This window comes from Corynebacterium minutissimum (assembly GCF_000805675.1).
In the GTDB taxonomy this organism is placed as follows: Bacteria; Actinomycetota; Actinomycetes; order Mycobacteriales; family Mycobacteriaceae; genus Corynebacterium; species Corynebacterium minutissimum.
In genome coordinates this window covers 19,017-32,612 of sequence record NZ_JSEF01000002.1, presented here as the reverse complement: position 1 = coordinate 32,612, position 13,596 = coordinate 19,017, and the positions used below count along the sequence as shown (strand labels likewise).

Annotated in this window: 10 protein-coding genes and 1 tRNA gene; 5 read left to right on the top strand and 6 right to left on the bottom strand. The window is 59.9% G+C overall.

Translation table 11 applies throughout. From position 1 onward, the window contains the following. The first annotated feature begins 36 nt into the window (after positions 1 to 36). Entirely contained in the window at positions 37 to 849 is an 813-nt protein-coding gene (locus tag NX84_RS12400) for an isopeptide-forming domain-containing protein (protein ID WP_231913732.1), read from the top strand. Next, a complete protein-coding gene (locus tag NX84_RS00230; protein ID WP_039672542.1) occupies positions 849 to 4,358 on the top strand; it encodes a prealbumin-like fold domain-containing protein in 3,510 nt (1,169 codons plus the stop codon). Before NX84_RS12400 ends, NX84_RS00230 begins: the two co-directional genes overlap by 1 nt. 85 nt (positions 4,359 to 4,443) lie before the next feature. Here the strand turns inward: NX84_RS00230 and NX84_RS00225 are convergent, their stop codons facing one another. Both NX84_RS00225 and NX84_RS00220 read right to left on the bottom strand, forming a co-directional pair. After that, the gene (locus NX84_RS00225) at positions 4,444 to 5,373 is read right to left on the bottom strand and encodes a class C sortase (protein ID WP_039672541.1); all 930 of its coding nucleotides are present in this window, start codon (positions 5,371 to 5,373) and stop codon (positions 4,444 to 4,446) included. 357 nt (positions 5,374 to 5,730) lie between these two features. Further along, positions 5,731 to 5,804: transfer RNA gene (locus NX84_RS00220), tRNA-Gly, on the bottom strand. A 105-nt stretch (positions 5,805 to 5,909) separates the two neighbouring features. Here NX84_RS00220 and dcd point away from each other — a divergent pair. Both dcd and NX84_RS00210 read left to right on the top strand, forming a co-directional pair. Next, positions 5,910 to 6,482 carry a dCTP deaminase gene (gene dcd / locus NX84_RS00215; RefSeq protein WP_039672540.1) on the top strand — a complete coding sequence of 191 codons (573 nt, stop codon included), beginning with the start codon at positions 5,910 to 5,912 and terminating at the stop codon, positions 6,480 to 6,482. A 54-nt stretch (positions 6,483 to 6,536) separates the two neighbouring features. Continuing rightward, positions 6,537 to 7,883: a UDP-glucose dehydrogenase family protein gene (locus NX84_RS00210; protein ID WP_039672539.1), complete on the top strand. Its 1,347-nt coding sequence runs from the start codon at positions 6,537 to 6,539 to the stop codon at positions 7,881 to 7,883. On the opposite strand, the gene NX84_RS00205 is transcribed toward NX84_RS00210, so the two are convergent. Further along, on the bottom strand, positions 7,813 to 9,039 hold the full coding sequence (locus NX84_RS00205) for a YibE/F family protein (RefSeq protein ID WP_039672538.1): 1,227 nt from the start codon (positions 9,037 to 9,039) through the stop codon (positions 7,813 to 7,815). The two genes, NX84_RS00210 and NX84_RS00205, sit on opposite strands and share 71 nt — an antisense overlap. Before the next feature lie 121 nt (positions 9,040 to 9,160). On the opposite strand from NX84_RS00205, the gene NX84_RS00200 reads away from it, so the two are divergent. Further along, positions 9,161 to 10,459 carry an HNH endonuclease signature motif containing protein gene (locus NX84_RS00200; protein WP_039672537.1) on the top strand — a complete coding sequence of 433 codons (1,299 nt, stop codon included), beginning with the start codon at positions 9,161 to 9,163 and terminating at the stop codon, positions 10,457 to 10,459. A 43-nt stretch (positions 10,460 to 10,502) separates the two neighbouring features. Here NX84_RS00200 and NX84_RS00195 read toward each other — a convergent pair whose 3' ends face one another. From NX84_RS00195 to NX84_RS00185, 3 genes are read right to left on the bottom strand one after another with little or no spacing between them, the layout of a single operon-like run. Beyond that, complete coding sequence (locus tag NX84_RS00195; RefSeq protein ID WP_039672536.1) at positions 10,503 to 11,726, bottom strand: pyridoxal phosphate-dependent aminotransferase; 1,224 nt, start codon at positions 11,724 to 11,726, stop codon at positions 10,503 to 10,505. A 10-nt stretch (positions 11,727 to 11,736) separates the two neighbouring features. Next, on the bottom strand, positions 11,737 to 12,348 hold the full coding sequence (locus NX84_RS00190; RefSeq protein ID WP_306302909.1) for a DUF1707 SHOCT-like domain-containing protein: 612 nt from the start codon (positions 12,346 to 12,348) through the stop codon (positions 11,737 to 11,739). Positions 12,349 to 12,366: 18 nt separating this feature from the next. Further along, positions 12,367 to 13,596 (bottom strand): cation:proton antiporter, encoded by a 1,230-nt coding sequence (locus tag NX84_RS00185; protein ID WP_039672534.1) that lies wholly within the window; start codon positions 13,594 to 13,596, stop codon positions 12,367 to 12,369.

The window sequence follows — 13,596 nt, the reverse complement described above, 5'->3', positions numbered from 1 at the left end:
GGAGTAGCGTGTGCGGTTTCGTTCGCAGGGCCGGGCGTGGTTGCTGCAGAAGCGGTGCAGGTTGCCGGGCAGCAGTCCACTGGTGCCGAACGCACTTCGGCTACGGATACAGTGACAATCCGGCTGACACAAGGCAATCCCAACGACGATGGCCAGGCGCCCTCGGGAAAAATCCAAGGTGTCACAATTCATCTGGACCGGCTTGCCGGCTTGGACCCGACCAACGCTGACGACGCAGCCCGCGTACGGAACGCGAATCTCGACGAGGTTCGTGATTGGCGCACCGATGTGCACGTGGATCTGGTCACCAATGCCAATGGCGAGGTGACGTTTGATGGTCTAGCTCATGGCTTCTATGTGGTGACGTCTACAGCGCCGGATGATTCCTACCGAGAGATAAACCCGTTTGTGGTGGCGGTTCCATTCCACACGGTGGTAGATAACCCGAAACCAGTACCAGGAGTGATTGTGGCCAAGACCCACAAACCGGGTGAAACGCCGACGACCCCCACGGCCCCGACAACCCCGAATACTCCATCGACAACCTCGAGTACTCCGCGGACAACGCCAAAGTTTCCGCCGGTGTTCCCTCCGTTGATTCCCCCGGTACCACCGACGAAGCCAGGAGAGACTCCGCACGAGCCTGGGACAACGCCACCTAACAACCCGGAATCTGGTACAAACACAACTTCAGATTCCCCGAACCGTTCGCAAGGGAATGGCGGCTCATTGGCAATGACCGGCGCAGAAGTACTCGGTGTGGTGGCCGCAGCGTTGGCGTTGATTGCCACTGGATTTGTGATGATTGCCTCTAGCCGCAGGAAGAATTCAGAAAGCGAGGGACGCTAATGTCCTGGACAGATACTCACCCGGCCGAGCCGGTAGTGTACCGCTGGCGCGTCTTAGCGGCGTTCATTGCGGCGCTGGCCCTCATTTTTAGCGTTGCTGCACCGGCTGCTCTGCCCGGCATCATTGGTGCTGTCGCTGAAGCACAAACCACAACCCTGCGCACCAAGCTCGATTCCGCAGACCAGCTGAGCCTGACTGCTGGCGACTCCGCAACGTTTGAAGGCCACGTTATTGACGCCGGAACCGTGGAGGACTTGGAGTTCACTGTTGAGACTGCAGGACTAGAGTTCGACGGCTCGGCCTACACACTGACTATCGACGGCGAAGTGATCCCCGTCCGCGAAGGAGACAACCTCGTTGTAAAATCGACCAGCTCTTCAGTGACTTTCCGAATCACTGGCCTTTCTACTGACGTGCCAGCGGGAGCAGCTTTCTCATTGAAGATCCCAGCGGTCGTAGAGGATTCCGAAGTGAGTGGGATGGCCGTCGATGCGCGTGGCGTAGCCGAGGAGACTACCAGCACATCTTCAACGGAATCCAGCGAAACCTCAGAAGCTCCTTCGGAAGTGACTGAGCCGCTGGAAATTGCTGACGTAGACGAGGCTCCAGCTCGCCTGATGGCAGCACCGAACATTACCCCGTACGCTGCAGGCGACCGAACCATCACGATGCAAAACGATGGTTACGTGCTTAAGGGAAGCCGCTATATCCCGAACTTTAAGATTCCGTCCGGTGAGCTTTTTGGTGGCCAGCTGTCCATTCCGCAAGGCACGGTGGTTACCCTCAAATCCAGCGTTAACAGTAATTTATCGACTAACCCTGAGGACCTGACGATCTATTACACCGGTGCTAATGGCGGCTGGTACGAGGCCAAGGCAACCTATAAGAAGATCAGTGCTAAGGAATACCAAGTCACCCTCCCACAGATCACTATCGGCGGTAACGCCCAGATTCAGTTCAAGGGTGTTCATCGTGGACCGGCTAATACGGAGTTTACAGCCTCTTTTACCGTGCCAGAGCCGGAAAAGTGTAAAGGCGACACAAAAGTCGAACCTAGACAACCACCGCGTAAGCTGACTGCCGAGGAGTATACCGACGGTAGCCCAGTCTATGTCGTAACCAGTGAACCAAAGGATCGTCGCCGAGATACTTCTATCCTGAGCCGGCAAGTAAATCAAGGCCGAGACTTTCGCCAGGTGGGAGAGCCCACTCCCTGGGTGTACAATGCTCTAGCCTTTGATTCGAGTGATAACTGGCTTTATGCGGTAAGCCAGATTCGCGGCGAAAATGGTGATCCCTGCTACCCGGCAGGAAATCTCCTGCAGATCAATCCGGCTACTGGTGAGGTGCACAACCTTGGTCCGCTCCTCAAAGCTGGAAGCAGCGGTACGCCATTCGAAACTGAGGGAGACCGCGACCTGCTCAACGCAGGTGTCTATACCAGCGAGGGATTCTTTGTGGGCAACACGTCCACTTCTGGTAGCCGTCACCTTTATAAGGTCGACGTCGACAAAGTCACGGCTCAACGCGTGCTAGGAAACCAGGTGTCCTACTCGGAGGACTGGGCGGTGCTCCCGCAAGCCCAGAAGTATATGTGGGGTTTCCAGAGTAGGGCAAAGGCAGTCGATAAGCTTATCCTCGAACGCATTGACACACAGACCGGCAAAATCACGACCTGGGATCTCACCGAAATCAAGACCTTGGATGGGCGCAAGATCTCGAACCCCTCTGCTTCTTGGGGCAAGGCGTGGACCTACTCCAATGGAAACCTGGGTTTTGGCTCGGGTAGTGCGAATGCGAATCAGCTGGGCTTTGAGTTGAAAATCAGTAATCCGGATTCCGGTAGTCCGACGTTCGAGTTGGTCAACATAATGAACAACCTGCCTGCTTCATTTAACACGGACGCGGCCTCCGACCTAGTTCCGCCGCCGCCAGCGCTGCAATCAAACATTGCGGTGAAGAAGCAACGCTCCGAGACCAAGATAGTAAACGGTGAAGTGCGTACTTTCTGGACCATCTCCCTGGAAAACACCACGGATAACACCAGTTCGGGCGGCACATTCTGGGAGTACCTACCAACGGATACTCACTATGGTGTGAACGCTACCGACCCCAAGGCAAAGTTTGAGGGCTTTGGTCCGGGATCTACCGTGGTCAACGGCCGTGGTCCGGGGTCCAATGAGATCAAACCTGAGAGCGGCATTTACGCCGGGATGGACGTGCCGTCAGCCACAAGTGGTGAGGTGGGGTACATGAAGGGTTACGTGGGTACTCTTCCCGGACACGCGAAGGTAGAGTACGTCGTCTCTGCGCCGGTGCGAAAAGATGAGAACGGCAACCTCAAGACGGTGTGTAGTCCCAACAAGGTGGCCTTCCAGGCCACGGACGGGGAATCGAGTCCGGCTGAAGATGACAACGTCGCTACTGAAGCCTGTTTCAATAAGGTTGCTGTCGACAGCAAACCGCAGCCCGTTCCGGGTGCGGCGAACGAATACACCGCGAAGTACAACGTCGTAGTTGAGGCACCGGACGCGCCTGGCTTCGACACCAACGAAGTGATCTACGGCAAGCTTACGGACACCCCGAAGTTCGTTGGTGCTGCTACAGTTACTGGCGCCTCCGTGGTATTCAAGGACGAGTTCAACAAGACCAGCCAGCCGCGTGCGTACCAAGGTGCCGGCCCCTTTGAGCTCAACAAGAATGACACTCCGAAGATCATTAAACCCAAGGGTGTTGACGGAAGCACTGGGCAGCACGTCTACGAGGTAACGGTGCGCTTCAAGCTGGATCGTTCAAAACTGGACAGCACCTCCGTCCCAGCCGGTTACCCGAGCCAACCTTCAGGAAACACCCGCTGCTACACCAAGGGTGGCCTGCACGAGCCTAAATTTGGCCTCATGAATGAGGCAGAAATGGGTGGCTGGAAGGATACTGACTGTATCCCACTGGAGACCAAGGAAACGATGGACGTCCTGCTCGAAAAGGCGAGCTATAACCCGGATAACCCGGACAAGATCCAAACTGAGGGGTTGCTCGATGGCGCGCAGTTCACAGTCCACCGCGGTGACGCTGACGGGAACTTGAAGCTCAACGCGGATGGCACCGTCAACACTGATGCGAACCCCGTGGTGAAGCAGTCCACGACCACCACCAAGGGCCGTGTGAAGCTCGAAGGTTTGGACGCCCCTGGCGTTTATTACCTCATCGAGACCAAGGCGCCGAACGGCTATAACCTGCTGCCCGCGCCGATCAAGTTCTCGACGGAGTGGGATCAGAATGGCAATGCAGTCATCAAGGTGCTCTCCGGAGGAACCGCGATCACCAGTAATAGGTGCGCTGAGTCCGACACCGCTGACAATTGTGTGAAGAAGATTGGCGTCCTTCAGGTCGCTGATATCACCAAGGGCACGCTGCCCAAGACCGGTGGTGAGGGCGTGGGCCTGTGGGCTCTCGCTGGGGCCGCGATTATCGCGGCAGGGTGCCTTGCTTTGCGACGTCGCCCGGCATAGAACCAGCGCTTGCAGCTACTTTTAGAAAAGGCCCGCTTTTCCAACAACCAGGGAAGGGCGGGTCTTATTGCATATTCATTGTCGGTTAGGAGTCCTGCGGGTCGTCGTCAAGCACAGCGTCCTTAGCGTTGCTGACATATTTGCGCCACCAGTAGATGAGTAGAAGCACGATGATGGCTGCGGCAGCCAGAATGGCCCACATCCACCACTGCCAGTGCACACCCGAGCTGTTGAATGCGGCTTCGTCTTTCGGATCCATCGGCACTCGGTGGCCGGTGACGAGCAAGCGGTGGGTGTTAACACCGTAGGGGGTACAGGTAATGAGCGTAACGATGTCCTGGCCAGGTACGCGGTGGAGCGAGCTGGTGTCCGCAGGCTCGACGACTCGAATATCGTGCACCTCGTACTTGAGCTTCTCGCCGCCGGCGGCGATGTAGAAGGCATCCCCCTTCTTGACCTTGGTGAGGTTGTCCCACAGCGTGGCATTTTGTAGGCCTGTGTGGGCGGAAAGTGCTGCGTGCCGACCCTCGCCCTCACCTACGCCGCCGACAGGTAGGTCCGTGCCGTAGAGGTGGCCAGCGCCGCGGGAGAGCACCTTTTCTGAAGTGCCGTGATAAATGGGCAGATCGGAATCGATCGAAGGGATAACGATGCGGCCCATCGCATCGGTCTCGGACAACACAGACAGGTATTGGCGGTAGCGCTGGTACTCGGGGGAGTCTTCGTCATCGGTGGTGGTCCATGCGTCGCCTACGCTGATTTGGCCCAGCTGTGCGTTGTAGGACTGCGCCTCGTCCCACGCTGTGTGCAGAACCTCAGGCGGGGCTTGCTTTTCGAGCTTCGCGTACTCCTCCGCGGCGCGGGACTGGTTGTAGTTATTCCATTGCGTGGCAACGACGGGGTAGAGCAGGACGCCAAGTCCGACGAGAATCAGGATCAACGCGATGATGGCGTTGTGGTTGGTGCCTTTTTTCTTGGCTGCGTCGGTGATTCCCGCTGGTTCGTGCTTGCCCATTGTGTCCTGCCTGTGTGGGGTCTGTTGCCGCACGCCCCTGAGTTGACGTGGGGCGTTTTAAGAGATTCTTAGAACCTCAGACTAGGGAAGAAGCAGATCTAAAAGAAATCGTATCTGTGTCTAGCCACCGATAACGAAGCACAAGGCTTCACACCGATTCAGAGTGGCCTCATCGATGGTTAAGATTTGATCAATCGCGCGCAGTTCGCGGAATTCATCGATTGTGCGGGGGCGCAAGCTCTTGGAGTAGATGCTCACACTCAGCGCGAAGATCCGCTGTGGTTTTGGGCGTGAAGATAGGGGCTGTCATGGTCCATCCTGTAGGTATGAAATTAGTCCATGAACTGGGAAAATAAGTGGAGCCGACGACGGGAATCGAACCCGCGCCAGCAGCTTGGGAAGCTGCAGTTCTACCATTAAACTACGTCGGCACAATGCAAGTTATGCACTCATGAAAGCTTAGCACCGCCACGGCGCGCGCCCGCAAATGGCCCTGTAGGAGGGGAGTGGGGTCGTGGCCGCGTAGACTGATAGCCGTGCTTCTTTCTGATCGTGACATTCGTGCCGCCATCGCCTCCGAAGGTCCTGATGCTTTGAGCATCGAGCCTTACGACGCCGAGATGGTCCAGCCGTCCTCCATCGACGTGCGCCTCGACAAGTTCTTCCGCGTGTTTAATAACTCGCGCTACACGCATATCGACCCCAAGCAGGAGATGCCGGATCTCACCAGCGAGGTGGAGGTCGCGGACGGCGATGCCTTCGTGCTGCACCCAGGTGAGTTCGTGCTGGGCGCCACGTTGGAAAAGTTCACCCTGCCGGCCAACCTGGCAGGCCGCTTGGAGGGCAAGTCCTCCCTGGGCCGTCTGGGTCTGCTCACACACTCCACGGCGGGCTTTATTGACCCGGGTTTTTCCGGCCACATCACCCTGGAGCTGTCCAACACTGCGAACCTGCCCATTACCCTGTGGCCGGGGATGAAGGTGGGCCAGCTGGCCATCTTTAAGATGTCCTCGCCGGCGGAGGCACCGTACGGTTCCGGCGTGCTCGGCTCGAAGTACCAGGGCCAGCGCGGGCCAACACCGTCGAAGTCCTATCTGAACTTCCGTTAAACAATCCGCATCTCGCCGGGCGAGCCGGCATTACAGCGCCTAAAATAGCCGGTTATGCGTATGACTGTTATTGGTACCGGCTACCTAGGTGCGACACACGCCGCCTGTATGGCGGAGCTCGGCCACGAGGTACTCGGCGTAGATGTTGATGAAAACAAGATTGAGGCTCTCAAGAACAGCCGCGTGCCGTTCTACGAGCCGGGCCTGCCGGAGGTCCTCGAGCGCAACATCGAGGCCGGCCGCTTGGATTTTTCCACCAGCTATGACGACGCCGCCGAGTTCGCGAACGTGCACTTCCTCGGCGTCGGCACGCCGCAGGCCCACGGTTCCTATGCCGCGGACCTGACCTACGTGAAATCCGTTATCACGGAGCTCGTGCCGCGCTTGAAGGGCGAGCACATCATCTTTGGCAAGTCCACCGTCCCGGTGGGCACCGCGGCGGATCTCCAGCAGATGGCCAATGAGCTTGCCTCGGAGGGCACCAGCGTGGAAATCGCCTGGAACCCGGAGTTCCTCCGCGAGGGCTACGCCGTCAAGGACACCATCACCCCAGACCGCATCGTTCTCGGCGTCGGCGAGGCAGGGCTCGCCGGCGGTGAGAGTCGTGCCGAAGAAATCGCCCGCGAGGTTTATGCCCAGCCGCTGGCGCAGGATACCCCGTTCATCGTCACAGACCTGCAGACCGCCGAGCTGGTCAAAGTCTCTGCCAACGCCTTTTTGGCCACCAAGATTTCTTTCATCAACGCGGTGTCGGAAATCTGCGAGATTGCGGGGGCGGACGTCGTCAAGCTTGCCGACGCCATCGGACACGACGAGCGCATCGGCCGCAAATTCCTCGGCGCTGGCCTAGGCTTCGGCGGCGGCTGCCTGCCCAAGGACATCCGCGCGTTCATGGCGCGCGCCGGTGAGCTGGGTGCGGACCAGGCCCTGACCTTCCTGCGCGAGGTCGACGCCATCAACATGCGCCGCCGCGATCGCGTCGTGGACCTAGCTAAGCAGGCTTTCGACGGCTCCCTCCTAGGCCACCGCGTCACCGTCCTGGGCGCTGCCTTCAAGCCGAACTCCGACGACGTCCGCGATTCGCCGGCGCTGTCTGTGGCGGGTTCGCTGTCCCTCGCTGGCGCTGCTGTGACGGTATTCGACCCGCAGGGCATGGAGAATGCCAAGAAGGTGTTCCCGACCCTCAACTACGCGCCGACTGCCGACGTCGCCCTCAAGGACTCCGAACTCGTCATCCTCGCCACCGAGTGGCAGGAATTCCGCGACCTCGACCCGGCCGTCGCCGGCGAGCTGGTTGCCCGCCGCCACATCATCGACGGCCGCAACGTGCTCAACGTCGATGCTTGGCGTGCCGCCGGCTGGACTGTCGACGCCCTGGGCCGCGTCCTTCCGGCATCGTAAACGCCGCAATTGCCGTGGTTAGTGGCACCGCGAGGGTCAAGGCCATGGCGCCCAACAGCGATCGCATGACCTCCGTAGCCACGAGGTCACTGGAGAGAATCTGACCCACTGGGCGCTGCGCGGCCGCAATCAGAATGAGTAGCGGCAGCGCGGCACCGGTGTAGGTCAGCACGATGGTGTACACCATGGACGCGATGTGGTCGCGCCCCACCTTCATTGCGGACGCAAACAGCTTTCCTGGACCCGCCGTCGGGTCGGCGGCGTGCAGCTCCCGCACGGTTGAGGCCTGCGCCACCGCGATGTCGTTAAGGCTGCCCAGCGCACCCACAATGAACCCGCACAACAGCACGCCCACGACGGGCACCCCGGGCATGTAGAGCAGTAACTTGAGGTTGTCTTCCGAGCTCGCGCCGGTCAACGCCGTGCTGCTTATCGACGCCCACCCCAACGCCCCCGCAACCCCCAACGCCACCAGTGCGCCTCCCAGCGCCGAGGCGGACTTCCAGTTCACGCCGTGGACGAGTGGTACGACGAGGAAGATGATCGCCGCGCAAGCCACCATAGCCAGCGGCAGTGGCGCGTGCCCTTCCACTAGCGAGGGCACGAGATAAAGCAGGACGATAGCCAAGCTAATCCCCAAACCCACCAGTGCGCGCAGGCCATGCCACGCGGCAAAACCAACGATGATGACCGCCGCGATGATGGCCCACAAGGTGAGGTTTCCGCCGCGTCGATAGTCGGCGAAGGCGTATGTTCCGTCTGCTGAGCGCGACAGCATGACCTCATCGCCGGGGTTCAGTGTCGGGTCGCCCGCCACCCCATAAAACACGAGCTGCGTTAAGCGGCCTTGGTCGTCGCCGGACGTGAGGTCAAGGAGAACGCGCGTGCAGGACGTGTCATCGCCCGAGGCGGGGATGAGTGGCGCCTCGTCGAAGGCTTTGCCCGTGTGGGGGTCGCTGCACAAATGGTTATCCACAGTCGTGACCGTGCCGTCAACCTGCGGCTGGTTGAGTGCATACGTCGACGCGAAGTCGGGGCTGGTGTGCTCGGTCAAGGCACTGGTGGGGCGGAGAATGAGCAGGCCAGCTACCGTTGCGAGCGCTGCCACTGCCAAGAATCCGAGAAGTCCCGTCCGCCAAGGGCTTAGGTTAGTCATGCCTACTATTGTGAACGATTGTCATAAGAATGAAAACTTATGCTGACGCGGTCAACAAGTTATCCACAGGCTTTTTCTTGAGCCCTTGTGCACATTGTAGGCGCCCAATAGCGTCGTTGTCATGAACCTTGTTGAAGCGCATCTTCGCAGCCAGGCGGCGGGCATCGAGCTCGTCGCCGCTGTGGCGGGCCTCAGCCTTGACCATCTCCGGGCGTGGGGTCCGGAGTCGGTGGCGCAGTCCTTGCTCGCGCTTTACGACGTCTACTTTTCCCCCACCACCTTCTCCCGCAAACAAGCCCGCGCCGCCGATGCTGCCCGCGCCAATGGCCACGACCTGCCTACGCTCATGCTTATCGAGCGCTTTACCCGCCGCCTGAAACAGCGCGAGGCGTGGGATTTGCGCATTGAGCTGTGCAGTATTGGTGGTGATGAAAAAGTCGTCGCCCGGCATGCCCGCACCCGAATCCGCGAGCTCGCCCCTCCGCCCGCGCCGAAGCCGGGCGTGAATATCCGCCGTGGCAAGGAGATGTCGAAGCTCACGGTGACGGCCCCGCCTTCTGTCATTGAGGACCTGCGCTACAACATCGACGAGGACGATCCTGTGGGTTCCTTCATCGCCGCGTTTCGCGAGGGTCGCCTTGCCCGCCCCGTCGCCCAGACCTTCGCTGTTATGGAGCTCCCCGAGTACGCCCGGATCCTCGGCCGCCTCGGGGACCCCGCCACCCCGCGCCCTGACTCTCACCCTGCCCCGCCATCTCCCGGCTCCACCGTCACCCCACACCCGTCAACCACCGCGGTGCAACCTGGTCCTGCGCCGGATCTTGGGGACATCGTCGTCCAGCTGTCCAATGGTGCGAAAGTCACCGGCGCGGAACTCATCGAGCGTGAGCTCGCCGAGGAGGGCCTCGTCATGCTCGTCGACCGCGTCAAAGGCCCCGTCGAACTGCACCGCACCCAGCGCCTCGCCTCCGACAAGCAGCGCACCATGGCCATCGGGGAGCAGCCCACCTGCGCGTGGGAAAATTGCTTATGTGGTGCGGACTACGCCCAGATTCACCACATCACCGAATGGCGCAACGGCGGTGACACCAACCCCGAGAACCTCACCCCGCTGTGCGAATACCACAACGCCATCAACGGCCTGCCCGGCCGTGGCCGCATTGTGCGGGAGAACGGGCGCATTAAGTGGCAGCCGCCAGGGCCTCGCGATCCGCGCGAACCGGTCAATCCGCACCGCGCGCCTCGCTCCCAGCGCCTCCGCAACGCCCGCACGGTCTCCGCCGGCGTCGCTGACAGCACCGGCTCTGCCGCTCCCGCTGCCGGCCGCGGTGATTACCCACGCTCGTCGACAGGCCCCGCCGAATCCACCGCAGCTTCCCTCTCCGAGCCTGGACCAGACCCGCCCCGCGGCGCCCACTAGCGCTGCTCAGACTCCACGTCGCGCAGGGCCAGCCGAGTCCGCGCTACTGGCGGTAACTCACCAAGAAATTGCCGAGGCGCTCAATCGCATTCTCCAACTGCGATGCCCACGGCAGCGTCACCACGCGGAAATGGTCCGGGGTAGGCCAGTTAAAGCCCGTACCCTGCACCATGAGGATCTTCTCCGCGCGCAAAATGTCGAGCATGAGCTTCGAGTCATCGTGGATGTCGTAGACCTCCGGATCCAGACGCGGGAAGCAATACAGCGCCCCCTTCGGCTTCACCACGGACACACCAGGAATCTCGTTGAGCTTCTCGTACGCAATGTTGCGTTGCTTGAGCAAACGACCATTCTCAGCGGTGAGCTCATAAATCGACTGCCGCCCGCCCAGCGCCACCTGAATCGCATGCTGCGCTGGCACGTTCGGGCATAGGCGCATGCCCGCCAAAAGGTCGATGCCCTCGATAAACCCACGTGCATGGGACTTCGGCCCGGTCAGCACCATCCACCCCGCGCGGTAACCGGCCACGCGATACGCCTTGGACAAACCATTAAAAGTAATCGTCAGCAAGTCCGGCGCTAGCGAAGCAATCGTAATATGCTTCGCGCCGTCATACAGAATCCGGTCATAAATCTCATCGGCCAAAATCAGCAGATTATTCTCCCGCGCCACATCAACAATCTTCTGCAGCGTCTCGCGCGAATACACCGCACCCGTCGGGTTATTTGGATTAATGACCACAATGGCTTTGGTCTTTTCAGATACTTTCGCCCGAATATCCTCAATTGACGGGTTCCAGTCATCCTCTTCATCGCACAGATAGTGCACGGGCGTGCCACCCGCCAGCGATGTCGCCGCGGTCCACAGGGGATAGTCGGGGGCGGGGATGAGAATCTCGTCGCCGTCGTTAAGCAGCGCCTGCGTCACCATCGAAATGAGCTCTGAAACACCATTGCCTAGGTAGACATCATCGACATCAAACGGTGGGAAGTCCTCCAGCTCATAGCGCGTCACAATCGCGCGCCGCGCCGGGATAATACCCTTCGACGTGGAATAACCCTGCGAGGTCGGCAGCGCCGCAATCATGTCGCGCATAATGACATCCGGCGCATCGAACCCAAACACCGCGGGGTTGCCGGTGTTGAGCTTCAAAATGTTGTGCCCGTCGAGCTCCATGCGCTCAGCCTCCGCGGAAACCTCGCCGCGAATATCGTAGGCAACGTCTTGTAGTTTGGTGGATTGATCAAAAATCCGGTTGTGAGTCATGCGGGATATGTTACTTCTGGTTCCACTCGTCTAACTTACGTTTCGCCAGATTCATCGCATCTCCCGTAATTTCACTTGCTTGCCGACGCCTCTCCGCCCACTGCGCCTGCTCCAACGCCCTCGTCTGCGCGCGTTCCTCCGCCGTCGCCGCCTTGAGCTCTCGCATACGCTGGCGCTCAATCTGCCGCGGTGAGGGGCGGTGCCAGGATTCCGGGCCGACTTTGGCCACGTAGAGCATGATCCATAATGCGGGGATAAGGAAGAGCAGGCCCGTTCCCGTCATCGCAGCCGCCACACCGGGAAGTGCGTTGAAGGCGACGATTGCGCCGAAAGATAGCCCCAGCGTGCCCACCATGGCTGTGGCCAAACGCGGCTTCTTCGTCGATTGGTACGCGCGCTCCATCTCGCCGCGGGAGTAAATCTTGAGCTCCGTGCTGGCCTTGGTGGGAATATCCATGAAGATATCCGCCAACTCGCGGCGGGTCGTGGCTTGCATTACCGCGTCGGTACGCTCTTCAAACTCATCCATAGTCAGACGGCCTTCACCCAAGGCCTGGGCGAGGTCGTTGACGGCGTCGGTCCGTTCGGCGTCGGAAAGCCGCATACTGAATGGATTAGTCACGGCACCTATCCTAGCAGGCTATTTCTCCGACTTAGCCGGCTCCTCTTCGCGCAGCAGGCTGGCGATGAACGGGAAGATCGCCACCGTCAGCGCGCCACCGGCGATGAAGATGGACGCCATTTCGTTGTCGACGATTCCCGACGCCACCGCCAGCGACATCACCGCCACGATGATCGGCAGACCCGTCGCGGCATAGAGCGCGACCTGAATGCGCTCGCGGGTGGTCTCGACATCGGAGCCGGTCTGATGGATGTTCTCGCGCAGAAACACGGGCAGGCCGCGCGTGACCAAAATAAGCAACGGGATACCCAGCACCTTGACGGGCTCGCTCACGATGACGTCCCAGTCAATCGCCATGCCGGAGATCACGAAGAAAACCGGGATGAGCATGGAATAAAACACCACGTCGAGACGGTTTTCAAGGCCTTTGTGGTACTCATCCGGGATGATGCGGTTGAGGATAATACCCGCAGCGAACGCTCCCAGCACGATGTCCAGCTCGAACACGGCCGTTACAGCCATGAGAATCGCCAGAATCAGGATGATGAGACGCATGATGGTCTGGTTCGTCGAGCCCGCGCTTGAGATGAACGCATCTTTGAACCACGGCATAAGCGTCGTGATGGCAAACGGCATGATTGCCACGGCCACTGCAATACCAATGAAGGCCAGCAGGATGAGCATCGTTGCCAGCGTCGATCGCGAGCCCAGAAGCAGCGCCATCGCGGTAATCGGTGCGACCTCACCAATCGCGCCGTGAATCAGTACGGAATCGCCCACGCGCGTGCCGAGTAGCTTGTCCTGCTTCAGCATCGGCGTAATCGTGCCGAGCGCTGTCGATGTCAGGGCAATCGCCATCACGATGGCGCCCGGGATGTCGTCCATGAGGAAGTATGCGCCGACGCCACACGCCACCATGCAGATGGCCCACGTCGAAAAGCCCGTCACAGCTTCTTTGGATTTCAGCGCGGCAATGTCGATCTCGAAACCTGCCAGCAGGAACAGCGCGCCGACGCCCAGTTCCTTCAGCATGCCGATACCCGGATCCTCGTGCGCCAAACCCAGCATCGAGGGCCCGATAATCATGCCGAAGAAGATGAGCAGTGCCACGGCCGGCATCTTTTTGCCCGTCAGGTGGGAGATCAGCGGTGCCAGCAAGGCCACCGCCATAATCCACGCGAAGGATACGAGCGAGTCGGTGTAGTTGCTTTCGCCAGCGGCGAGGACGTACGTCACGTCAAAATGCAT